Raw genomic sequence first — 23,374 nt, 5'->3', positions numbered from 1 at the left:
CCTGGGTCCGATGTTCCGCACACTCCAAAGGCAAGACTAACACTATAGACTATGGGGAATAAAAACAACTCTGAGGTGACTCCAGCTAATTGCGAAGTGATCTGCTCCTGGTCAGGTTTTGCTCATCCTGGCCAGCACTTTGGCGATGGTTTCGCGAGGCAGGAACCGTTGCGCAAAAATGCTGGCCTTGTTGACAAAGCGCGGCACAACCAGGCCGCCGCCGCGCTGGAGCTTGTCGAGGGCGTCCGTCACCACCTCCTCTGGTGGCTGCGGGCCGCCAGGGAATTTGTGCCGTCCCTCGCTCGCGCCAACGTTCACAAAATGGGTCCGAGTGCCGCCGGGGCAGAGCGTCACCACAGCCACCCCGTAAGGCCTCAACTCTTCCCGAAGCCCCATCGAGAAGCTGTTCATAAAGGCCTTTGTGGCTGCGTATGCTGTGGCGTAGGGGATCGGCTGAAAACCTGTCATCGACGAAACATTGATGACTCCGCCACTTCGCCGCTCAATCATTCCCGGCAGAAGATGAAAAGTCAACTCCATCAGCGTCTCGATTTGAAGGCGCATCAGGGCCGTTTGTTTGTCGAGGGGCAGTTCCCAGAATCTCCCGCGAGCGCCGAAGCCGGCATTATTGATGAGGAGATCAATCCCTAGCCCGCGCGCGCCAACCTGCAGAGCCAGGCGTTCGCCTGCCCCGGGTTCGCCTAAATCCATCGCCAAAGGTTCGGCGAGAATGCTGTGTGCGCGCTTGAGTTCGCTTGCCAGCGCCTCCAGTTTGTCACTCGATCGGGCGACCAGAAGCAAATTTTTCCCACGCCCAGCAAGCTCACGCGCAAAGCATTCTCCGATGCCGCTGGAGGCGCCCGTAATCAGTGAATAGAAGGGAGGTCTCATGCCTCAAGCTCGGAGGCCGCAGTTTGTGGGTTCCGGGCGTTTGTACGCGGGGCTGCAGAACGCTTTCCGTGGTAAAGAGCTGCCCGCACCGGGCCGGAATAACGCGTCTTGAAAACGATATCCCAGAAGCCGTTGGTCAGGCCATACCCCTTTTCCATGCCTTTCGGGCTGTGATGGTAAAAGTGGTGCCGTTTGATATAACGGAAGTAAGGACTTCGGAAGTTATAAAAATGCACCGAGTGGTGGACCCATTCCTCGACCACATAGCATTGCACCACCCCTGCCAAAAGGACTGGAAGCGTGTAGACCGGAGCGAGAAGGCTGACCGGCGCGGCAACAAAGAACAAAGGGAGCAGGTCGCGGAGCTCTCCATTGATATGATGCCCGTCGAAAGGCCGCGCATGGTGTTCCCAGTGGAGCGGATCCAGACGCTCGTGCAGGAACTTGCGGATGATTCCTTTGCCGGGAGCGAAGCGTCCGTGCAGCACAAAGCGGTGGAACAGATATTCCACGAAAGTCCAGATCGGCAGGCCGCAGGCGTAGAAAATGATCGCCGTCAAAGGGCGTGGCGAGCGCAGCGCGAAGAAGAGGACCACAAGTGCATATAAGGTGTAAAAAACTGTCATCGGGTAAAGTCGATGCCGGGAAATGCGGGCCTGCTGGCGCTTATAGACGCCAAACGGCACATCGGAATGTGCCAGCCGGTGTTCACGCTGTTCAGTTGCCACGGTTCCCCCTGAAGCGATCTTTACCATTCATCCTCTCAGCCTGCAAGGTCTCGCCATCTCCATCAGTAGATGCACCAGCAAAATCACCGTTACTTTCCTGCGCCTGCGTGGTTTTCCAGGGATGCGGCCCGATTGTTCAGTTACAATCAGTAGATTTTACCCCGGCGTCACGACATCATCAATACGGTCGTTCTCAACCCAGATGACCGCGATTGAGATCAGTGACGCACGGGATTCTATAGGCAAGCTGTCCTCGTTGTGGGGCCGCCTGCAGCCATGTGCGTTGGAAAGATGACGACACTGGCCGGGGGCTGCTCTGCATAGCTTTTAGATGGAAATCAGATAGAATGGATGCGACCGCATGCGCTTCGCATTGGGCCGGTCTGGCCGGTTCGGCGTTCGAGCCGGGGCTAAGCGGCGGAACAACATCATTGTGATTCCGCGTTCGATTCGCCTGTTGCGCACCAAGGACGACCTATGTCTGATCTCAACACAGACCTGGCCGGCAGGACCACTTTCAAGGTCACGGGAGCCGTGCTCATTTTCTGTTGCCTTGTGGCCGGCTTCCTGCTGAATCAAGGCCGCCTGCTGCCTCAGGAATCTGGCGCTTCAGGATTGATCAAGATGCACGAGCGCGCGCCGGAATTCCCAGTCGAATCATCTCCCAGCTCTCAATTTTCTGCTCCGCCCTCTACTCCGCCAGCCTCAATAGCCTCTCCTCGGGGCGCGCCGGACACTCGTGCGCCGGAATCTCCAGGCATGCCCGAATCGCCAACGGCCCCGGCCGGGGCTGACGTGCAATGGATAGATTCAAGGCCGCTGACGATGGCAGGGCTGAAGGGCAAAGTCGTTCTGATCGACTTCTGGGAGTACACCTGTATCAACTGCGTCCGCACGTTCGATGAGAATAAGAAATGGTATGAGAGATACCACAAGTACGGATTTGAAATCGTCGGTGTCCACTGTCCGGAATTCGACATCGCCTATCAGGTTTCTAACGTGAAGGAGGCGGTCAGGAGGTTTGGGCTTCCTTACCCGGTTGTGGTTGACGACAAATTCCTGATCTGGCGCGCCTATCACAATTCCACCTGGCCGAACCGGTTCCTGATTGATGCCAAAGGTTACATTCGCTACAACCGTTCCGGCGAAGGCGAAGACAGCGCGCTGGAACACGCCATCCAGCAGCTTCTGAAGGAAGCTCACCCGGGATTGCAATTCCCCCCGAGTTACGCGATTCCTCCGGAGAGAAATGCATTTGCTCCGTCCTGTGGCGAGACGACGCCTGAAATGTATGTGGGCCAGTGGGGAGATCGTGGGATCCTTTCCAACAAAGAAGGGTACCGCAAGGGGAAAGCGATCGATTACGCCCTTCCGGCCAACGTCGAGGATGGGCACGCGGCCGTCTCAGGGCGCTGGGAAACGGATAAGGGAAATACTTCCGGCCAAAGCAACGGGATGATCTACCGCGGAAAGAAAAACAGAGATGCTCCTTCCACCGACGAGCTCGTCATGCGCTATCACGCGCGGGAATTGTATTCTGTGATGAATGTGGAACACGGCCGTCCATCACGAGTCTACATTCGTCAGGACGGAAAAGATCTCACAAAGCAGAACGCGGGGGTTGACGTTCGATTTGACGCTGAAGGGCACTCGTACATCGAAGTGCGTGAGCCGCGGATGTACTACCTGACTGCCAACCCGAAATCCGGCAGCCACAAGGTGGAGTTATTTCCCACCCGCTCCGGACTGACGATCAATTCATTCACGTTTGGCAATGATTGCCAGACGCACTTTTCTCACCTTTAGCAGGTTGTTGAAAAAGGTTACCCGTCATGCTGAGCGAAGCGAAGCATCTGCTGTATCTCACTGAAAATGACCAAAACAGATCCTTCGCTTCGCTCAGGATGACGTGGTACAGAGGGTTTTTCGTCAACCTTTTAGAGAGCGTTTTACGTCGTGGCCGATGGGCCTGTTGCGAGTGGAAGGTCCTGATCGCGCGCCAATTTTATTGCTCTCTATTTTCTCATTCTGTCGCAGAGCTGATCTGCACGTCGTCGAGCCAGACTCTACCGGCGATTCCAGGGTCGTCGTCCGCACTGCTGGGCGAGCGCACCAAAAGGACAAGGATGAGCTGGGTTTTGGGTCCGGTCTTGAATTCCATGTTGAGGGGATTCCAGCCGCCGCTTGTCCCTGTCATTCCAGGCGTAAATTTGTCGAGTGCACGAGGGTCGTAAGCATCGACAACCTCAAGGCGCGGCCCACTGTCGCTGGTGACGTCCTGCGTTTTCATGAAGGCTTTCAGTTCATACGCGTGATTGGCCGACACCCTGACGAATTGGAAGAGCTGGTGATAATTCAAGTTCTGCTTTCCGGTGAATTGCACGGAAAGTGAATGTCCTGGCGAATGAAAGGTGGCCGTGTCCAGGCCGGCGTACACCCCGGGAACTTCCTGAATTCTCCAGCCGAACCCCATATTGAGCAGAGGGTCTTCAAAATTTCCGTTGGTCATCAGGTTCTGGTTTGGCCCGCCTGGCGAGGCCTGGACCAGTCCCCTCCCCTGGAGACCCGTCCAGACCTCGTAGGCCGCGCCGGCCTGGCCGGTTTTGACAAGGGTGTCGATGTAGCCTGAGGCTTCTTGCGGCTTGAAGGTATCCGGAGTTGCCACAATGCGCTTCCACACGGCCGCGGCCTCGGGGAAGCGCTGTTCGGCAGTCAGATAGTTCAGATAGCTGAATTCCGCCGGAAGTTTATTCGGGATGAGCTGCTCAAGGATCTGTTGAGCGTTGCCGGAAGCCTTCCAGGCAACGTTGAAGACCGTGCGGTCATACTGGCGCGAGCCGGCCAGTACTACTTTCAGGTGCTGGAAAGCCTCCTGCGTATTTCCGTGCAGCAGGAAATAGTTTCCAATGGTCCACTGGAATTGGGGCAGGTTGGGCGCCAGAGTGGATGCGTGCCGCAAGTCTTCTTCAGCGCTGGAAGTGTCTCCCTGGAATTCGTGCGCGGCCGCCAGATTGATCCAGGCATCCGGATCGTAAGGGTTCACCTTGACGGCTTCCTGGAACTGCTGAATGGCTTCGGCCGGCTTTGGATTTTCGATGCTGTATTGATACAGGCGGCCCAGTTGAACATGGTATGTGGAGTCCCGGGGATTTAGCCGGGTAGCCAGCCGAAGGCTGTCGATCGTCAGGGTGTGACCGGCACGGTAAGCGAGGCAGGTTTTTATAATCCATCCGGTGGCCAGTATAAATCCCGCGATCAGCGAGATCATCAGGATTCTCTGTGCGAACCGGCCCTCCACTTGTATCCGCATTCGACCTCGTTTGGCCTACCGCCGCCATCCGACAGCAGGACCACGCCGCCTTCCTTGTTCCGCCAGCAAAGCCCAGGGCGGCTTTCAACGGAACCAAGCCAGCAGACGGGAACAGGGCCGAAGTATATCAAATTCTGACTGGAAATTTAGGCGGACAGGCGGGAAGTCGCCCGCCTCCAGGGCGGCTGACCTGGCTGGAGAACTTTGTTTCCAGGGAAGGACGGCCTTCAACCGGATCCGCCATTCCTTATCAGGAAAAAACCGCAGGGGCAGGCGTTCCGCTCACCCCTGCGGTCCTCGTGAAAGTGGCGAAGAGATTCTTCGCGCCCTTCTGCGCATATTTCGCGGCGCTCAAATCTCCTCATGGTTAGAAATAAAAGCGCAGTGAGAGCTGGATGTTGCGCTCGCCACCGCTTCCTGGGCTGCCACCCTTGGTCAGCACTTTGCCAAAGGTCGCCGAAGTGGGGTTGAGGCCGATATTCGTAGTGCCACTGCAACCGCTCGGGCCACACCAATTCGGGTGGTTCAGGAAGTTGAAAGCCTCGGCGCGGAATTGGAGCCCCATGCTTTCGCGGATTGGGAATGATTTGAAGACTCCGAAGTTCCAGTTGTTAAACCCAGGCTGATAGATGGTGTCCCGAACGCGTTGCGTATTGAAGGTACCCGCGGGAGGCGCCGTAAAAATGGGCGACCCATCGGGGTTGGTCGTTGAGAACCACTGGCCGTTTGGTCCGAATGTCTTGACGAGCTTCGGCTTGCCGTTCTCTACCCAATATTGACCGTTCACACCGCAGCCGAAGTTCGAGTCGAGTCCCACGCCGGCATAGTCAGTCGATCCGGCCACGCTGCACGGATTTCCGCTCTGGAATTGGAGTAGGCTCGAGACCTCCCAGCCACCCAACACCTGGCCGGCCAAACCCCTCTGAGTGCTGAAGAAGGGCAGGTGGTAGAGGAAACTGGCCACCAGGTTGTTGCGCGCGTCAAACTCCGACGGCCCCCACAGAAAGCTGGTGTCGTAGGTGTCCGGAACCACATCGCGCACGTTAGATCCGCTATCCATGGTCTTGGATAGCGTGTAGGCCAAGCTGAACAGCAGGCCCTTGGCGAAGGGGCGGCTCCAGCCGATTTGCAACGACTTGTACTGGGAAGTCGCCACGCCGTTTGATTGACGAATGGACCCAAAACCCTTGTAGGGCCGGATGGCGTTAAGGTTTATGCCAGGATTGGCTGCGACTGTGGCCAGGGTAGGCTGGTTGATATCCGCCTGGCGCTGCAAGTGCAGCCCATGGCTCCCGACGTAAGCTACACTCAGGAGGGAGTGCCAGGGGAGTTGAGTTTCCGCCGTGACGTTCCATGTCCAGGCCTCCGGGCTCTTGGTGTCTCTTGCTGCGGTGGTCACCACCAGTGGAACCGGGTTGACTCCCGTCCCGCCAGGATTATCCACAAAACCAAAGGAGGTGCTGGCGTTCGGCTGGAAGGGTGGATTCCCGCCCAGGAAGATCGAATCGCTATCTCCCAGGCGAGTGATGAAGCGGCCTATCCCAGCGCGCACCACAGTCTTGTCAGTCAAGCGATAGGCGATGCCGGCACGCGGCTGAGCAGTGTTTTTCTGGACGAAACCGTAATGGTTGGGCAATCCGTGAAACAGGTCATTATACAAGCCGGAAGAGGCTTCGGGGACGCGTCCCATAGCCGATGAAGGGAACCCGCTGCCCGGAATCACCATGCCGTTGTAAAGCTGATTGATGGTTGGGGAACCGGTGATCAGGCCGGTCGAGGGGTCAACCGTTACGGCGCTTGCAGGATTGTAGAACGTTGGGTCAAAAACGATCATGTTGCCCCAATCCGCGTGGTAGGGAACGATGATTGTGTAACGAACGCCGTAGTCGATGTGCAGCTTGCTTGTGACTGACCAGGCATCCTGCGCAAATCCTTCGTACATGTTGCCGCGGAAGATGGTGTAGGCTCTATGGCCGATTTCTGAGTACGAATCAAACAGGCCCAGCGCGGCGTTCGCGACTGCGGCGCCCGATGACGCCACCGTGTAGCCCGGACGCACGAATTTTCCACCGTTATCACTGAAAAGGAATTGCCCGTTCTGTGTGTTCGTGCAGGTGTTGCAGGCCGAGACGTTGATTTCGTCGTTGTTGTTCTCGCCCTGCCATTCCCACAAACCACCGAACTTGATGGTGTGATTGCCCTTCACCCAGGAAAAATTGTCCGAGAGGTCCACAATGGGTCCCGCGGAGTGCGAGGGATATGGACCGCCGCTTAACCCGTCGAACTCCGACATGTTTATGGTGGGAATTCGGTTGGGGATCAGTTTTTCAGAGACCGGATAAATATAGGGGAAGTTGACGCCGCGCGTGGTGCGGTCAACAAAGCCCGCCTCGTTCACCGGAATCAGGACGCGGTCATGGCTGACACTCAACAGCAGCTCGTTCACCTTGGTTGGGCTCAGTACCCAGGTGTAATCGAGGGAGTTCGTGAAGTTGGGCCGATTGAAGAACTTCGGCGTTTCTCCGCTGTTGCCGTCGAGCGGCTGATACTCAAAAAACGTGTAGTAAAGGCCGCGATAACGAAGCCGCTGAGTGGGTGTGACGTTCACATCCACGGAAATCGTCTTTTTCTGCTGGCGCTGCGGATGAGCGGCGGAAAGGAAAAAGTTCTTGTTGCCGTTGACAGGCGTTGTGAGATTGGGAAATGGATAGGCGTTGAGAAGTCCAAGCCCGTTGGCGCTGGCGGTCGAACCTGATGTAGCGGTTCCGGGCGCTGGAATGATGTTGCCGGGGAAGGGTTGCCCGGTCTTGGGGTCTATGAGTTGTACCGCCTTGTGATAGTAAAAATTGTTTGGATCGAGCAGCTCGCTGAAGTTGCCGTTCCGCATCAGCAAGGAAGGAACGGTCATGGTGGTCTGGTCCGTGAAATAGTTTCGGGTAAATTCGTCACCCCAGTACCAGAACACTTTGTCTTTGTTGGTGTTGAAATGGCCGGGAATATAGAAGGGCCCGCCAATGTTGTATCCGAAGTCATTGTAGTGATCGGGCGCGACGAAATTGGTGGCGGCCAGGCCGGTGGTCGTGGTGTTGGCGTTCCGCTGCCAGGTGTTGGCGTTCAGGAAGGTGTTCCGAACATATTCGTACGCGGCGCCGTGGAATTGAGGGCCGCCGCTCTTGGTGACGATGCGGATCTGGCCGCCGGCGGTCCGGCCGTATTCTGCGGGGTAGTCCGCGCCCAACACCTGGACCTCCTCGGTGGAATCCTCGTCAGCGGAACCCAGGCTGGTGCCGTTGGCGCGTGTGCGCGTGGCGATTGCGCCGTCAACGGTGATCACGTTGTTCCAATTGCGGGAGCCGTTGAAGTGCGCCGGCCCCTGGCCAAAATTGAAATTCAAACCGGCAAGGGTTCCGCCTTGCGCCCCCGGCGCAAGCTGGGCGAGGTTGACAGGATTGCGTCCGTTGAGCTCCAGGGAGTCAATCTGCTGCCGCGTAACCAGCTTTTGCACGGCTGCGGATTGAGTTTGCAGCGTTGCTACCTGGGCTGTAACTTCCACGGTTTGTGTGGTTGCGCCCACTTGCAACGCGACGTTTAATGCCAGACGGCCGCTCGGGTCTAGCTTGTTGTTATTTGACACAAACTTCTGGAAACCAGTCGCCTCGACCGTCATGGTGTAATAACTGGGCGGGAGATTGGGAATGGAATAGAAACCTCCTGTGTCCGTTTTGGCCTGGCGTAGAACTCCGCTCTGATTGCTCACCGTGACCGCGGCCCCCGGGACGGTGGCGCCCGACGGGTCCTTGATGTATCCGGATATGGTCCCGAAATCCGACTGGGCCCAAAGCGTACTAGAAAGCAGGATACCCAGGAACACTGCAATGATCGCTTTCGCTTGTATATCGCGCATGATGCTCCTTTCATGAAGTCCTCAAGTTCACTTGAGGTGAATTAAGGAAACGTCACCACAAAAGCCGGAGCATTTGAGTCGCTTGTGAATATCGAGCGAGGAAATGTTCCGGCGAGTGCGCTTGGTGACATCGGCTATGGACCGGTCAAAGTGTTCTGAAGTCGAGGAAGAGGATTGACCGGAATTGCTAGACGGCTATTACGCCCGGAACTTTTCAGATTAAGAAAGCGAGGACAGGCGTTATGTCAACTGGCCAAAGCCTCCTTGTTCAGGGCGGATCACTCCTGGCATGTTGTCTGCCATGCCTAAATCAAACTTAGAGTTTTCGCAGAACCCCTGATTTGCTTTCGGCGATCGTGCTATCGCGAAGACCCTGGCAACTCGACGCAATCAACAACGCCAAAACAGCAGGTATTGACAATCGATTGTTGGCTTATATATATGACAACTTTACTATCGTGTCAAGCCCTTTGCCGGAATTTCCAGCGGCCCTTCCGCGCGCCACGATCTGCAAAGGACGGCCCGGTTCATTGACACGTTAATCAGACCCGGCTATCCTTTTGGAAGGTCTTGTTTAGCGCACTCATCCGACACGGCGCTCGCATGAAATCGAGAAACATGAGAGTTTGCTGGAGTTTGAAGGACTCTTGAGCGCAAGGCCCGTGCAGGACGATCGCATTGCATTGACCGCTGATGAAGGGTTGTTGAGATGCTTTTTCTTGCCAGACTGGAAGAGATCGAGAAACGCTATGAGGACCTGACGGCGGCACTGAGCGACCCGCGGGTGCTTGGGGACCCCTCTGCCTACCAAAAGACAGCAAAAAGCCATGCAGAACTCGAGGATCTCGTTGACCGTTTCCGGGAGTGGAAGGAAGTTCAGAAGGCGCTGGTGGAAACTAAGTCCCTGCTGGAAGATTCATCCTCCGATTCAGAAATGCGGGCTCTGGCGCAAGAAGAGCTGGCGGAACTCGAGAAGCGGCAGGAGGCGGTTGAGGGCCAATTGAAAGTGTTGTTGCTGCCGAAGGACCCCAATGACGAAAAGAATATCGTGCTTGAGATCCGCGCGGGAACGGGAGGCGATGAAGCGACGCTCTTTGCGCAGGAGATCTTCCGCATGTACGGACGCTATGCGGAAGAGCAGAAATGGAAAGTCGATGTGCTTTCTTCATCGCTCTCGGGCGTTGGCGGTCTGAAAGAAGTGATTGCGGTGATCGAAGGTAAGAACGTTTACAGCCGCCTGAAATACGAAAGCGGCGTCCACCGCGTTCAGCGCGTTCCTGCTACTGAGCAGCAGGGCCGGATCCACACCTCTGCAATAACCGTCGCGGTGCTTCCCGAAGCTGACGAAGTGGATGTGCAGATTGATCCCAAGGAGGTCCGCATTGACACTTTCTGTTCTTCAGGGCCGGGCGGCCAGTCGGTGAATACCACTTACTCCGCAGTTCGCATCACGCATCTGCCCACAGGCATGGTGGTTTCGTGCCAGGACGAGAAGTCGCAGATCAAGAACCGCGCCAAGGCCATGCGCGTTCTGCGTTCCAGGCTTTACGAGCAGCGGCTCGAAGAGCAGCAGAAACAGATTTCTGAAGAGCGCCGCACGATGGTGGGCACCGGCGACCGCAGTGAAAAGATCAGAACTTACAATTTTCCGCAGAACCGCGTAACCGACCACCGCATTGGCCTCACGCTCCACCAGCTTGACCGCATCCTGGATGGAAAGCTGGACGAAATCATCGACGCCCTGATCACCCACTACCAGACTGAAAAACTCAAGCAGGCGACCGTCGCTGCCTGATGATTGCCCGCGTGGCTCCTGGTATCTGCCATGCAACTTCGTGATGCGCTCCGGGCGGGGTTGAAACGCCTGCAGGAACAAGACGTACCTTCTGCGAGCCTGGCTGCGGAATTGCTGCTGATGCACGTCCTTCAAAAGGACCGCTCCTTTCTTTACACGCATCCCGAACGGGAAATTCCGAGTGAGCAGTTTGAAGCCTACATGGAATTGATAGGCCAGCGGTGTACAGGGAAACCCACCCAGTACATCACGGGCCATCAGGAGTTCTGGGGCCTGGATTTTGAAGTGGCGCCCGCGGTCCTGATTCCACGGCCGGAAACCGAGCACATCATCGAGGCAGTGCTCGACCTGGTCCGCCTGGAAGGCCTGTCCAAGGATGGCCATTTTCGCATTGCAGACGTGGGCACCGGCTCCGGGTGTATTCCTATTGCTCTGGCCAAAGAACTGCCGCGCGCCGAACTGTACGCCACGGACATCTCAGCCGATGCGCTTGAAGTTGCGGCGCGGAACGCCCAGCGCCTGGGGGCGGCGGAGCAGGTCAGGTTGCTTGAAACCGACTTGCTTAACTTCCTGCTTCGTGCGGAATTCGCGGATACGTTCGATTTTGTCGTATCCAATCCGCCCTATGTGGGACATGACGAACTCGCCGGTGTGCAGCGCGAGGTGCGTGAATTTGAGCCGCGCCTTGCGTGGGGTGGTCTTCTCCAGGGCGAGGAGGTCTATGCCCGGCTGTTTCCGCAGGCACGCCGCCTCCTCAAGCCGGGCGGCTCAGTGGTGGTTGAGATTGGCTACAATAAGAGGGACGCAGTCCTGCGCCTGCTGGGAGAGGGTTGGCGGGACCGGGAAGTGCGCCAGGACCTCGCCGGAATCCCACGCGTTATCATCGCGCGAAAGACCGGTTGATCAGCTATGCTTCGCCAGATTCTTCACGTCGATATGGACGCCTTCTTCGTGTCCGTCGAGGAATTGGCTGACCCATCGCTCAAGGGCAAGGCGGTTGTCGTGGGCGCGGACCCGGATGGCCGGGGCGTAGTGACCGCGGCCAGCTATGAAGCCCGCAAATTCGGCGTCCACTCCGCCATGGCGATCGGAACGGCAAAAAAGCTTTGTCCCCATGCTATCTTCCTCCGCGGACAGCATGCAAAATACCGTGAGTATTCGCACAAAGTTTACGAGGTTTTCCAGGAATTCACCCCTGTCATCGAGATGGTTTCCATCGACGAGGCCTATCTGGACCTGACCGGCTCCGAGCGCCTGCACGGCGGAATGTTGAGCGCTGCTGACCGGCTGATCCAGAGTGTCCAGAAGCGGACGGGGCTGAACTGCTCGGTAGGCGCTTCCACGTCGCACCTGGTGTCGAAGATCGCTTCCGACCAGGCCAAGCCTCATGGATTGCTCTACGTCTTCCCAGGATGCGAGGCGGCTTTCCTTGCGCCGCTGCCGGTCCGCCGCATGCCGGGCATTGGAAAGGTAACGGAGCCCGAACTCCTCTCGCTCGGCATTGTGACCATCGGCGACCTGCAGACTTACGGGGCCGAGCGCCTGCGAAATAAATTTGGCAAGTACGGCGAATGGCTCTTCACCAAGTCGATGGGCAAGGACATTGAAGCCTACGCTTACGAAGAGGAGCCGAAATCGATCAGCCACGAAACCACTTTCCCGGTAGACACGGCAGAGTCCGAAGAGCTGGAACGGACGCTATCCTATCTTTCTCAGCTTGTTGCAAGACGCCTGCGGGAGCATCGGGTGTTTGCGCGCACGATCGGATTAAAGCTCCGCAACCACCGGTTCGAAACGATCACGCGCGACACAACGCTGGACGAGCCGACCCATCTGGATTCAGTCATTTTTGAGCACGTTCTGCGGATGTTTAGCGCGGCGTGGGACGGGCAGGAGAGGATCCGGCTGGTAGGCGTGCGCGCGTCGAAACTGGACAGCTCAACCTTCCAGCGCGGCCTGTTTGATTCGGCGAAGCGCGAAAAGCTGGACCGTGTGCTTCGCGCCGCAGACCAGGTGCGGGGGCGTTACGGGTTCGATGCTGTCCAACTGGCCCGGTCTCTGGAGCGGGAAAAGAAGTAGCTCGTGGTACTTTGGTCGAGGCGAAGGTTGCGAAGGCAGCGTTGTGGCTGATGAGGAAGCGGCCAACCGGAAAGGGACCGGAGCACCATCCAGGACACTCATGGAAACTAAGCGCCACGCGGCAACCGAAATTGTTCGGCGATTACGAGGCGCCGGGTTTGACGCCTACCTGGTGGGCGGCTGCGTGCGTGACATCGTGATGGGCAATGAGCCGAAGGACTACGACATCGCCACCTCAGCGCAACCGGCGGAGGTGGTCGGGATGTTTCCGGAAAGCCTGACGGTGGGTGCGAATTTTGGGGTGGTGATTGTTCCGCGCGAAGAAGGGAACGTGGAGGTAGCAACCTTCAGGCGCGACGGCCTTTATACGGATGGCCGGCATCCCGTCAAGGTGGAGTACGCGCGGTCTGCCGAGGAGGACGTCCGCCGGCGTGACTTTACCATCAACGGCCTGCTCTACGATCCCTTGAAAAACAGAGTGATCGATTATGTAGGAGGCCAGGCGGACATCATCGGCCGCAGGCTGCGCACGGTTGGCGACCCTTACCAACGCTTCGGCGAGGACCGGCTTCGCATGCTGCGCGCCGTGCGTTTTGCGGCCCGCTTCAACTTTGAGCTTGACCCCGCGGTTGTGGATGCCATCAGAAAACTGGCCGGCGAAATCCGGCTGATCAGCGCCGAAAGGATTCGCGACGAAATCCTGAAAATTCTGACGGAAGGGCAGGCGCGCCGGGGCTTCGAACTCCTGGACAGCACCCATCTTCTGGAGCAGGTGCTGCCGGAGGTGAAGGCCATGCAGGGCGTTGAGCAGCCGCCGGAGTTCCATCCCGAGGGCGACGTGTGGACGCACACCCTGATGATGCTGGATGGACTCGAAAAACCGACGCCGACACTGGCCCTTGGCGTGTTGCTGCACGACGTCGGCAAGCCGCGAACCTTTGCCGTGCGGGAGCGTATTCGCTTTGACCACCATGTCGAGGTCGGGGCGAAAATGGCGGAAGAAATCTGCACAAGGCTGCGGCTTTCCCTACGGGACACAGAGCGGGTTGTTGAACTGGTGCGTCACCACCTTAGATTTAAGGACCTTCCGCAAATGAAGAGATCGACGCAGATTCGATTTCTGCGAATGCAGGGCTTTGAGGAACACCTGGAGCTGCATCGGCTGGATTGTCTGGCAAGTCATGGGAAACTTGACAACTACCTCCTGGCCACACGAATGCTCGGTGAGCTTCCGGAAGAGGAAATCAGGCCTCCCTGTGTTCTGTCCGGGATTGATCTTATACGTGAGGGCTACAAGCCAGGACCGGTGTTCAAGCAGATTCTTCAGGTGGTGGAAGATGCCCAGTTAGAAGGCGAGATTCACACCCAGGAAGATGCACTTCGGCTTGTGCATCGACGGTTCCCCGTGAATCGTTTGTAGTCACCTTCCAAAGGGTGTGGTGGCGAAGAAGTATACCACTCCGCCCAGTGCAGCACTCAGAACTACGAATAGCCCAACTTTAACCCACAGCATTTTTCGGTCTTCAGCAGTGGGTTTATCTTCGTTGATCATCTGAAACATGGGACCCTCCTCATACCGTCGGATCCAGCAGACGGAGACCTCAACCGTAAGAGTAGATACGTGGCCCTATGGTTCGGTTAGAAAGTAGCAAGCAGCTTGAGTTCTTGTGGCTTCACACCGGGACCCCTGTCCGAACCGGCGTACAGCACATGCACCTCTGTGCCTCCTGATACTAATTTAGTCCTTCGAGTGCAAAAGTCAAGCTGAATGCGAGCGCGAAATTCTGCGCCCATGGCGGCTTTCTGATGCCCTCCCGATCACTCGTTTTTCCGGCTGGAAAACAAAGGTCTGCTGATGGAGCCGGCGCCTGGTGTAGAATCCATCTATTTCGGACAGGAGTTCTAAATGACGAACGAGAAAAGAGTTGGCTATGCGGTGGTGGGTCTGGGCAGGATTTCGCAAGTTGCCGTACTGCCTGCCTTCCGCCACAGTAGGAAAGCAAAACTGGTTGCCGTGGTCAGCGGTGACCTGAAGAAAGCCAAACGCCTGGCCACCCGCTTTGGCGCAAGCGCGTCATACACCTACGAAGACTATGAGCGGTGCCTTGCGAATCCTGATGTCGAGGCCGTCTTCATCGCCACGGACAACGGGACCCACACCCGGTACTCTGTGCAGGCGGCGCGAGCCGGACGGCACGTGTTGTGCGAAAAGCCAATGGCCAGGACCCCCGACGAGTGCCGGGAGATGATCCAGGCCTGCCGGGAGAGCAACGTGCGGCTGATGATCGCTTACCGGAAATATTTTGAGCCCGCGAGCCTTGCTCTTAAAAAGCTTATTGCTGCCGGGAAGCTTGGCAGGCTGAAGCTCATCCATTCTGCATTCACCATCTTTCTGCCATCCAGAAAGAGTGTGCCAGCGTGGCATTTTGATCCAGCGGCTTCTGGCGGCGGATCGCTGGTGGACGTTGGCGTCTATTGCGTGAATACCATTCGATGGCTGACGGGCAAGGAACCGCTCGAAGCCAGCGCCTATAGCTGGTCCACACATCCCGAATGCTTCAGGCGCGTCGAAGAAAGCATCGGTTTTCAGCTCAAATTTCCTGATGCTCTCTTCGTGCAGGCCACCTCCAGTTTTGGGGCTGCACAGGCCAGCTTCCTCAAAGTTTTTGGAGAAAAGGGTTGGGCGGCGCTTGACCCTGCCTTCGCATTCGACGAAGAAAGACGGCTGTTCGGCAAGATCGGTGGACGCTGGTTCGAAAAACGCTTCCGGATCATAGACGAGTTTGCACTAGAGCTCGACGCTCTTGCTGATTCCATCCGGAAGGAGAGAGACCCGGAGCCGGACGGACTTGAAGGGCTCCGCGATGTCCTAGTGATGCAGGCGATTTATCAGGCGGCACGTGAAGGACGCTGGGTTCCCATCGACCCGACGGGAGAAGCCAGGAGGGGAATGGGCCGCCGGATGCCATCGGTTTCGTCGAATACCCCCGTACCATGAAAATTTTGCACCTTACAAGAAAACTGTTCTCATTCACGGCGGCGGGAGTTTTCCCAAGTTGGGTGTTAACCTGCTGTAGACAAGTCGATTAGCCGATCCCCCGCCTGTGGCAGGGCTTTTGCTTAGCCACAGGTCGGCGCTTTGTGTTGAAGAATGACACACGCGACTTCCAATTTTGATGGTTGCTGCAAATGGCCTGATCAGGCTTTTACGGAGTGCGCTCCCGAGAATGAAGAAGTATTCCGGAGAGGCCCTTTCCTGATCTCCGGAGTTCAAAGCCGTCGCTGCGCAGCAACCCGATTGAGAGAGTAAAACCTATGGACCAGAATCTGAATCAGCATGCAAATGAGAACATTCCCGAATCGTCCCACAGGGGCCTGAATCCCTTGTGGGTGGCGGCAGTGCTTTTCTTGTGTGTTGTTGCGGTCGCCGTTGGATTCATCGTTCAGCAGCAAAAAGTAGCCAGCCAACTCTCGGCCCGTAATGACGAGCTAACGGCTTCCCTGACGCAGACGAAAGGGCAGGTTCAAACTCTCTCCTCTGAGTTGAACACTCTGCAAACGCAGCAGGCGGCACGCGAAAAGGCTGCTGAGGAGGCTCGGCGCACCGCTGAGCTCCGGCGGGAACACATTCGCCACCAGGCCGGCGCCAAAAAAGTAGTAAACAGGGACGACCCTCGATGGAAAGAGGTGCAGGGCGAGCTTGCTGCGCATCAAAAAGCTATAGCGTCTACTCAGGAGGACATTGCGAAGACCCGCTCCGACCTCCAGGGCAATCTGGACTCGACTCGGGCTGAGCTGAACGGCTCCATCGCCAAAACCCACGCGGAGCTCGTTGAACTGGAAAAGAAGGGCGAGCGCAATTACTTCGAGTTTGACATGACTAAGGCCAATCGCTTCCAGCGCGTTGGGCCGATTGAAGTATCACTCCGGAAGACAAACTCGAAGCACCAGTTTTGTGATCTTCACGTCATTGTAAACGACCGGGAACTGGTCAAGAAGCATATCAACGTTTATGAGCCGGTGGTCTTTTATACGGAGCAGGCTGGACAGCCGCTGCAGCTTGTGGTCAACAGCATCAGCAAGAACCACATGCACGGATACGTCAGTGCGCCGAAATACGAAGGAAGCCGGATGTCCGCCGCGAATGCCAGCCAAACACCGGTGACCGGTGCCGGCTCGGCAGGCCCTCCAGCCGGGCAGCCTGCTAGCGCTGACCTGAGCCATCCGGCTGCCGGCGCGAACAGCCAGTGATTCTCAGTTTGGCAAAGAAGAACAGATCTCGTCATTGAATCCGTCGAAGCCTCTGTCTCGATGGCTTTTCGACAACCATGAAATGCAGCGGCGGAAGTCTCTCTCCGATTCGCCGCCGATAGCACTACTCGATTGACATTTGTTTAACCCTCACGGGTTTACCTGCGCCTGGCGAGGGATTGGCCAGCCGCCAACTCAGGACGTGTTTCAAGGCAAGCGTTAGAAGCCGCTTATTTTGCTACGTAGTTACTAGCTGGCCTACTATTGCGGGTGTTTCCTACACGGTGGTATACAAACTTCTACCGGGGGACGCTGACTATCGAGTTATGTTCTGAGCCTGGCGGCTTGGGAGCAGAGTTGTGTAACAACCGCCGCTTCGCTCACGATGACTTCACACAGGGAGTTTTTCAGCAGGACGTTAATGCTCAACGTGCTCAATTCAGGAGGAACCATGTGGATCAGCAGGAGCAACGCCCGTGCTTGCACGGCGCTTGCGCTTTCATTGGTTTTATCATTTGCGGTTGCTGCCTTGATCAGTTGCGGCGGCAGCACGATGTCTTCTTCCGGCCCGACCACCGGCACCGTCAGGACTTTTCTCAGCGACCCACCGACATGTTCGCTCGATTTCAACCATGTATGGGTGACGATTACCAAAGTCGAGGCAAACATCAGTGCTACAGACAATAGCGGCTGGCAGACCCTTGTAGACCTCTCCAACAAGCCCCAGCAGGTGGACCTGCTGTCATTGAACCCAACCGCCACCCCGAATTTTTGCGGCACGCTCTTCATGCTTGGCCAAAAATCGCTCCCGCCGGGCAAGTACCAGCAGATCCGCCTGATTCTGATGGCGAACAACGCATCTGGGTCCCTTTCGGGCAATGCCTGCACCACTGGAGGGTTCAATTGTGTGGTCCCCAGAAATCTGGACGGATCGGATGGCACAGCGGTGGAACTGCAATTGTCCAGCCAGGCGCAAACCGGCATCAAGATTCCGGCCTCCCAGATTACGAATGGAGGGCTGACTGTCACGGCGGGCCAGAGCACGGATTTGAACATCGACTTTAAGACTTGCTCCTCGATCGTCAGAGAAGGGAACGGCCAATATCGCTTCAAACCCGTTCTGCACGCGGGCGAGGTCAGCACAAACACCAACAGCATTACCGGCAAGGTTGTGGAAGGCGCAGGTTCACCCAATCCCGGGATGGGCGTCCCGAACGCCGTCGTCTTGCTGGAGCAGCCCGATAGCGGATCGCCCACGCCCACCGACCGCGTGATCTTGTCGGGACTGACGGCTTCCGATGGATCGTTTGCGTTCTGCCCTATCGCGTCGAATGCCTCGGGGAACTTCGACATCGTTGTTGCCGGCACTACGACCGAGGGCGCAACCACTACGACCTACAATCCCAGCGTGGTGTTCGGGGTCCCCGTCGGCGGCAGCCCGGGCAGCATCCCGCTATTTGCGGAAACCAACAGCGGCGGCCCGGCGGATCCGGCTGTTATTTCTGGCCAGATCACAAGCCAGGGAACCGGCAGCACTGCTGTTGCCGGCGACGTGCAGGTTACTGCCACTCAATCGGTGACTAACGGCAGCAGCACGGTGTTCCTGTCGATCCCGTTGCTCGGGAAGACGTCTACGCCAGGCGGTAATGTCACGGACTCCCAGCCGCCTGTGTACACCACCGTGGCCACCCCGACCAGCGCCTGCGCCACAGCATCGCTCGATTGCGTAGCATATTCGCTGACGGTGCCTGCCAGCGCTGCGGCGGTCGGAACGTGGGACAGCAACACCGGCAACAACGTGGTGGCGCCCAGTTCGACGAATTCAGCAACCTACATGATCGAGGGGCTTGCCGACGGGTCAATGAATACTTCCCTGAATACCACGTTGTTGACCTGCACGTCATCGCCCGCAATCAGCAGTGCGATCAACGTTACCCCTGGGAGCAGCGTGGACCAGACCACCCAAAGCTCTCTCACCCTTGCTTTGACGGGCTGCACAGCCCCGTAACATCGGCCCTCGACGGCAAGCTCCCCAGTTCGTTCAAGGGGCTTGCCGTCAGATGCTCGAACGGTCCACGACCTGCTCTGCAGAAAGTTGATTCGGCGTGAGGGTGGAGTGAACACTCTGCTTCTCACGCCGAACTGCTTTTAAGGAAGTTTTCGCGTTCTCGGACGGGCCTGCCGGGTCCCTTCGCCGGGTTGTTAGCGTTGGATTTCCGGCTGTTGCAGCAGCGCCTGCGGCGAGGCTGGCGCTCGAGGCGTGCAGCCTGCATCGCTTGACGTTATCTTCAGGTCAGCAAAATCGCCCAGCTCATCAAACGATCCCAGCCCGATTTGTCCGCAGGGGAAATGGTGGTCCACCACGGAGAACAACGGCTTCTGTTGAACATCCGAGTAAACCTGGATCAGGCCCGATTCGACATTCCGGACCACTCGGATGGTGTGCCACTTCGTGTCCGGCAGGGCCGCCTGCGCTTCCGTACCGGCAATCCGCCTGCGCGGAGCTCCGTCCACCAGGAAGATGCCGTTGTGGACCGGCTGGACCGTGCCACGGTCGTGGGAGATGTGCGTGTAATAGAAGTGCAGGGTATCGACGTAATTAAAGACGACGATCATGGATTTGCCTTCACGCCGCGTCTTGACGCTGAGGTTAAAGCTGCCTACGTTTACGTTCTTGAGCCGGGCGAATTGCAGCGGCCGGCGGGGCACGCCAGGATCACGCGGGCGCAGCATGTGCAGATACGTCTGGCCGCTTTCGGTCTTGCTCGCCCAGTCCTGGGCATGGGGAAACGTCCACTCGCTGAGGTCCTTCGGGCTGAAGTTGCAGTGGAAGCTCAGCTTCTGCAAAGCTGCAAGCGTGTTGGCTGAGTAGCCGAGTCCGAACAGGACGAGGCCTGTGCCGACAAATGCGCCAAACAAAATGTATGGCCACTGCTGGTGACGCCCATTGCTTTGAGTGGCTTTCATTCGGGGATTACCTCCATCCTTTTCCACAGTATTGAACTGCTACCAGTGATCCCGAGAAAACAGAATCTTTTGCCGTCGCCGCAAACCGGCCGGCGGCAGATATCTCAACGGCAGTCTGCCGGAGTGCAAAAAATTTGGGGAACCATGAACCTGGTGCCGAAGAGAGGACTCGAACCTCCACGCCCTGACGGGCACTACACCCTGAATGTAGCGCGTCTGCCAATTCCGCCACTTCGGCGCAAACTTTAGCGGGAGCCGCCACCGATCAACAACCTCCAGCGGAGGCGGCATTGATGTTGACGGCAGTTTTCATGTTGCCATCGGCCTCCAATCGTGTCAAGCAGCACCCGCTCTGTCGAGTACCCGGATCACGGAAACGCAATCAATCGCACCAGTAGCAAGATTCCGCCCAGCAGTTTTGCCCCGTCCAGCCCCGTAAACATCATGTGCAGTTTCCAGAACCGCTGATAGCCGGGTGGCGGCGGTGTGCGGGGAAGGAAATCGATGTTCCTCCCAAGCGCGATGATCTGCGGCATCACTCCCAGCGCGAGTAAGACAACGATAAAGAGCATGACGGCGGCGACGGCCACATTCAGGCCATTCCGCGGCGTTTTCCATGCCAGCAGGAAAAGCAGGACCGCGCCCAACGCCAGTTGGCCCCAGCCATAGGCGCTGAAATAGGTGCGATTGATTTCCGAGGCGAGGTAGCGCAGGATTTCTCGCGTCTGCCGAGGCTCCAATCCGTGGACGTCGGTGCTGAATTGAGCTGGGGGCGAGTTCAGCACTTCCTCAACCGTCCGAAAACTCCGCGTGGCCGCGAACCACATGAAGAGGGTCCACCCGACCCACACGCCGAGAACCGCGATCGACAATGCGTGTAACCTTGTCACCTTCTTCGACTCACTTTCGAGGTTGAAGTCTGCCCCGCCTCGCGAATTCGCCAAGAAGCATACTACAGCAGCCTGCAAGCTCAAACTCCCAAGTCGAGCGCGGGATAATTGACTTTTCTGCCGGGCACAGCTTTTGCGGTTGCAACGTTCCGACCACCGGTAACGAACTCCAGACGGAGGCGACGCACGCAGAGGGCATCGTACTCCACTCCGTCATGCTCTCGGCCGGAGAAGACCAGCGCCAGGGTTTTCCCGCCATCGCTGATCCATTTGGAGGGCAGCCGATAGTCGTGCGTCTGCCCAAGCCCCCAGTCGCGTGTGAGATATGCCGTGGTCCATGGCCCCCAGGGTTCCGGCGCGTCAAAAATTCCCCAGCCTCCCGATTGGTCAAAGCCAAGTGACAGCAGGTACCGCCTGCAGAACGGATTGTAAACGGCGCCCACGCGTTGACAACGGCCGGGAAAGGTGAAAACGTTGCCGCGGCGGCGAATGTCGCCCGTCCACACCGGCGCACCGGCTGGGTCCATGTGGGAGAAGAATTCATAAGCCCCGCGCTGACGAATCCGAGCTTCCGCGACTCTCGCCAGGACCAGTCCGTCCGAGGGTTGGTATGCGCTGGGCCCATCCTGAGAATAGATGTACACAAATCCATCGCGGGCGCTCTCGTAATTTCTCCCGAATTGGAGGAAGGCGGGAGAGCCAAAGCTCTCTTCGATTCGAAACTCCCAGCGCCACGTCACTGCGCGATCGTCCGACCACGCGAGCTGGGCATTGCCGCAGTTTCGCGCCCACATGTAGAGCGTTCCTTCCACCATCAGCATGCCGCTGGCCTTCGCACCCGAGGGGCCATCTCCCACGCGCTCGCCGCTCGGGGAGCGGATGTTGGTTCCCTCAAAATCCTCCGGATTGCCGGCCACCCGCGCGAAGCCGAGGCTCAATTTCCTTTCCGTACGCGGCCCAAATCCCCAGCCATCGCCGTAGGCCGTGTATTGCGCATCGTCGTCGGCCCAGGTGAGAGGCCAGATGTCACTGCCCAATGCTTTTCGGACAATAGACGCCGAGGGAGCGAAGGTGACTTTGCGGATGACAGGACTCGGAGGGTACGGCGGCTTCAGGGGCGCACTGGGAACGGTCGCTTCAGGCCCCAGGGCCTTCATCAGCGGCGTGATCAGGTAATCGAACATGGCTCCCCAGTATGTTGGCGCCTTCGGTTCGAGCACGCCCCCGTTGCGCACGACCACCAGCTCAAGGCTTGGAACCACCAGCAGCACCTGGTGCCCGGCGCCAGCCCCGACAAACGCGTCGCGCGGGACCTGCGGCCAGATGCCGTCGAAGTTGGTGTACCAGCCCAGGCCGCTCGCCAGGAACGGGCCCTCCTTCTGGCGGTCCGGCAGCGGCATGCCGGCATACTTCACCACGTTTTCAGCCAACTTGCGGCTAATCAACTGGCGGCCATTCCATTCGCCGCGCTGTAACATGAATTGTCCGAGTGTTGCCGTGGCCCGCGCCGTATAAGATGCGCCGCCCCAGGTGGCATAGATCTTCAGGCCGTCCAGTTCCGTGGGCCCGTCGTAGCCGATTGACCACTCCCGATCGAGCACTCCGATCGGGTCCATGACGCGATCTTTCAGCAAAGTGTAAATATCCGGTTGCGGTCCGCCGCGAAGGCTGGCCGTGATGGCGTAAGCGAGCGCTGCAAAGCCCGGATTGCTGTATGCAAATTTTGTTCCGGGCGGGTAGATCACCGGAGTTTGGTGGATCGCAATCCAGAAGGGATTCGGCTTTCGCTTCCAGAAATCTCCCTTCCACCCCGTCAATTCCGCGTGCGGTTTCCCGCCTTCTTCGGCGTCCTCCAGGCCGGAAGTGTGCGTGACCAGTTGACGGATGGTGATCCGCGACTTCAAGGGATCCCGTTTCCAGTCGGGAATATACTTCCAGGCAGGACCATCCACAGAGGTGCGGCCCTCGTCGAGCGCCAGCAGCAGCGACATTCCGCCCACCAGGGATTTTGACATCGAGGCCGCGTAGTGCGGCTTCTCCGGCCCCCATCCGTCCGCGTACCATTCGTAAACAGTGCGGTTGTGGCGGCGCACAAGCAGTCCGGTGGTTTGCCGCGCCGCAAGCTGGTCCTTCAGCTTTTCGAGCCTTGAGATGTCCGGATCCTCGCGAATATCCGACGCCTCCGAGGCGCCAGGACCCGCCGACGCGACCCAGGCGGCTCCGGCTGCGGCCAGTGAGTGCTTGATGAAATTTCGCCGATTGGCTGGTTTGCTCACAATGTTTTCTCCTTGCGCCGCGAGCCGTGATCCCCCAGCCGGTCGCTGACAAAGTTCTTTCCTCCCGCTGTCATCCTGAGCAAAGCGAAGGATCTCTGCATTTATTTTCACGCAACTACGAGGGTGCTTCGCATTGCACAGCATGACGAGCGATTTTTAGCTGCTGCTAAGAGCGGCGGCCGTGCGCCTTAGTGGTTTTCCGCTGGAGAAACCCAGGCGATTATCCGTCAGGCGTGGGCGACGGCGCAAAGCAATTTCGCAATGCCGCGGAACTCCAAGCCGG

The 23,374-nt window shown here is 57.7% G+C and carries 16 protein-coding genes and 1 tRNA gene; 8 read left to right on the top strand and 9 right to left on the bottom strand.

Annotated elements, in window-relative coordinates:
- Nucleotides 1–111: 111 nt before the first annotated feature.
- Together VFQ24_14455 and VFQ24_14450 are read right to left on the bottom strand one after the other, a co-directional pair.
- Complete coding sequence (locus VFQ24_14455) at nt 112–891, bottom strand: SDR family oxidoreductase (GenBank protein ID HET9179555.1); 780 nt, start codon at nt 889–891, stop codon at nt 112–114.
- Entirely contained in the window at nt 888–1,646 is a 759-nt protein-coding gene (locus tag VFQ24_14450; protein HET9179554.1) for a sterol desaturase family protein, read from the bottom strand. The genes VFQ24_14455 and VFQ24_14450 overlap by 4 nt, the downstream gene beginning before the upstream one ends.
- Nucleotides 1,647–2,096: 450 nt before the next feature.
- Between VFQ24_14450 and VFQ24_14445 the strand changes: the two genes are divergently transcribed.
- Nucleotides 2,097–3,425 (top strand): redoxin domain-containing protein, encoded by a 1,329-nt coding sequence (locus tag VFQ24_14445; GenBank protein ID HET9179553.1) that lies wholly within the window; start codon nt 2,097–2,099, stop codon nt 3,423–3,425.
- A gap of 217 nt (nt 3,426–3,642) precedes the next feature.
- Here the strand turns inward: VFQ24_14445 and VFQ24_14440 are convergent, their stop codons facing one another.
- Entirely contained in the window at nt 3,643–4,929 is a 1,287-nt protein-coding gene (locus VFQ24_14440; protein ID HET9179552.1) for a tetratricopeptide repeat protein, read from the bottom strand.
- Between the two features lie 367 nt (nt 4,930–5,296).
- Nucleotides 5,297–8,833, bottom strand: a complete 3,537-nt coding sequence (locus VFQ24_14435) for a carboxypeptidase regulatory-like domain-containing protein (GenBank protein HET9179551.1) — start codon at nt 8,831–8,833, stop codon at nt 5,297–5,299.
- A 709-nt stretch (nt 8,834–9,542) separates the two neighbouring features.
- Here VFQ24_14435 and prfA point away from each other — a divergent pair.
- The 6 genes from prfA to VFQ24_14405 all read left to right on the top strand — a co-directional run bounded on the left by prfA (nt 9,543) and on the right by VFQ24_14405 (nt 16,958).
- On the top strand, nt 9,543–10,628 hold the full coding sequence (prfA, locus tag VFQ24_14430) for a peptide chain release factor 1 (GenBank protein HET9179550.1): 1,086 nt from the start codon (nt 9,543–9,545) through the stop codon (nt 10,626–10,628).
- Between the two features lie 30 nt (nt 10,629–10,658).
- The gene (gene prmC, locus VFQ24_14425) at nt 10,659–11,531 is read left to right on the top strand and encodes a peptide chain release factor N(5)-glutamine methyltransferase (protein HET9179549.1); all 873 of its coding nucleotides are present in this window, start codon (nt 10,659–10,661) and stop codon (nt 11,529–11,531) included.
- 6 nt (nt 11,532–11,537) lie between these two features.
- On the top strand, nt 11,538–12,707 hold the full coding sequence (gene dinB, locus VFQ24_14420; GenBank protein HET9179548.1) for a DNA polymerase IV: 1,170 nt from the start codon (nt 11,538–11,540) through the stop codon (nt 12,705–12,707).
- Between the two features lie 100 nt (nt 12,708–12,807).
- A complete protein-coding gene (locus VFQ24_14415; protein HET9179547.1) occupies nt 12,808–14,127 on the top strand; it encodes a CCA tRNA nucleotidyltransferase in 1,320 nt (439 codons plus the stop codon).
- A 486-nt stretch (nt 14,128–14,613) separates the two neighbouring features.
- The gene (locus VFQ24_14410) at nt 14,614–15,705 is read left to right on the top strand and encodes a Gfo/Idh/MocA family oxidoreductase (GenBank protein ID HET9179546.1); all 1,092 of its coding nucleotides are present in this window, start codon (nt 14,614–14,616) and stop codon (nt 15,703–15,705) included.
- Nucleotides 15,706–16,022: 317 nt separating this feature from the next.
- The gene (locus tag VFQ24_14405; protein ID HET9179545.1) at nt 16,023–16,958 is read left to right on the top strand and encodes a hypothetical protein; all 936 of its coding nucleotides are present in this window, start codon (nt 16,023–16,025) and stop codon (nt 16,956–16,958) included.
- A 324-nt stretch (nt 16,959–17,282) separates the two neighbouring features.
- Here VFQ24_14405 and VFQ24_14400 read toward each other — a convergent pair whose 3' ends face one another.
- Nucleotides 17,283–17,612 (bottom strand): hypothetical protein, encoded by a 330-nt coding sequence (locus VFQ24_14400; protein HET9179544.1) that lies wholly within the window; start codon nt 17,610–17,612, stop codon nt 17,283–17,285.
- Here VFQ24_14400 and VFQ24_14395 point away from each other — a divergent pair.
- Nucleotides 17,512–18,966, top strand: a complete 1,455-nt coding sequence (locus VFQ24_14395) for a DUF4382 domain-containing protein (protein ID HET9179543.1) — start codon at nt 17,512–17,514, stop codon at nt 18,964–18,966. The genes VFQ24_14400 and VFQ24_14395 overlap by 101 nt on opposite strands.
- Before the next feature lie 194 nt (nt 18,967–19,160).
- Here the strand turns inward: VFQ24_14395 and VFQ24_14390 are convergent, their stop codons facing one another.
- From VFQ24_14390 to VFQ24_14375, 4 genes are all read right to left on the bottom strand, one after another.
- Nucleotides 19,161–19,925, bottom strand: coding sequence for a hypothetical protein (locus VFQ24_14390; GenBank protein HET9179542.1), 765 nt, complete (start codon nt 19,923–19,925; stop codon nt 19,161–19,163).
- 151 nt (nt 19,926–20,076) lie between these two features.
- A tRNA-Leu gene (locus VFQ24_14385) sits at nt 20,077–20,163 on the bottom strand.
- Nucleotides 20,164–20,293: 130 nt separating this feature from the next.
- Entirely contained in the window at nt 20,294–20,797 is a 504-nt protein-coding gene (locus VFQ24_14380) for a hypothetical protein (protein HET9179541.1), read from the bottom strand.
- Nucleotides 20,798–20,895: 98 nt separating this feature from the next.
- A complete protein-coding gene (locus tag VFQ24_14375) occupies nt 20,896–23,091 on the bottom strand; it encodes a serine hydrolase (GenBank protein ID HET9179540.1) in 2,196 nt (731 codons plus the stop codon).
- Nucleotides 23,092–23,374: the final 283 nt, after the last annotated feature.

Source organism: Terriglobia bacterium (genome assembly GCA_035712365.1).
GTDB lineage: Bacteria > Acidobacteriota > Terriglobia > UBA7540 > UBA7540 > SCRD01.
The sequence above is the reverse complement of the archived record's forward strand: the minus strand, read 5'-3'. Positions and strand labels throughout refer to the sequence as shown.

What these genes read in the sequence shown, in the direction of transcription:
- VFQ24_14445 (HET9179553.1), top strand. Translation starts at nt 2,097, where the DNA reads ATGTCTGATCTCAACACAGACCTGGCCGGCAGGACCACTTTCAAGGTC.
- VFQ24_14440 (HET9179552.1), bottom strand. Translation starts at nt 4,929, where the DNA reads ATGCGGATACAAGTGGAGGGCCGGTTCGCACAGAGAATCCTGATGATC.
- VFQ24_14405 (HET9179545.1), top strand. Translation starts at nt 16,023, where the DNA reads ATGGACCAGAATCTGAATCAGCATGCAAATGAGAACATTCCCGAATCG.
- VFQ24_14410 (HET9179546.1), top strand. Translation starts at nt 14,614, where the DNA reads ATGACGAACGAGAAAAGAGTTGGCTATGCGGTGGTGGGTCTGGGCAGG.
- prmC (HET9179549.1), top strand. Translation starts at nt 10,659, where the DNA reads ATGCAACTTCGTGATGCGCTCCGGGCGGGGTTGAAACGCCTGCAGGAA.
- prfA (HET9179550.1), top strand. Translation starts at nt 9,543, where the DNA reads ATGCTTTTTCTTGCCAGACTGGAAGAGATCGAGAAACGCTATGAGGAC.
- VFQ24_14435 (HET9179551.1), bottom strand. Translation starts at nt 8,833, where the DNA reads ATGCGCGATATACAAGCGAAAGCGATCATTGCAGTGTTCCTGGGTATC.
- VFQ24_14455 (HET9179555.1), bottom strand. Translation starts at nt 891, where the DNA reads ATGAGACCTCCCTTCTATTCACTGATTACGGGCGCCTCCAGCGGCATC.
- dinB (HET9179548.1), top strand. Translation starts at nt 11,538, where the DNA reads ATGCTTCGCCAGATTCTTCACGTCGATATGGACGCCTTCTTCGTGTCC.
- VFQ24_14390 (HET9179542.1), bottom strand. Translation starts at nt 19,925, where the DNA reads ATGAAAGCCACTCAAAGCAATGGGCGTCACCAGCAGTGGCCATACATT.
- VFQ24_14450 (HET9179554.1), bottom strand. Translation starts at nt 1,646, where the DNA reads ATGGTAAAGATCGCTTCAGGGGGAACCGTGGCAACTGAACAGCGTGAA.
- VFQ24_14395 (HET9179543.1), top strand. Translation starts at nt 17,512, where the DNA reads ATGTCTTCTTCCGGCCCGACCACCGGCACCGTCAGGACTTTTCTCAGC.
- VFQ24_14415 (HET9179547.1), top strand. Translation starts at nt 12,808, where the DNA reads ATGGAAACTAAGCGCCACGCGGCAACCGAAATTGTTCGGCGATTACGA.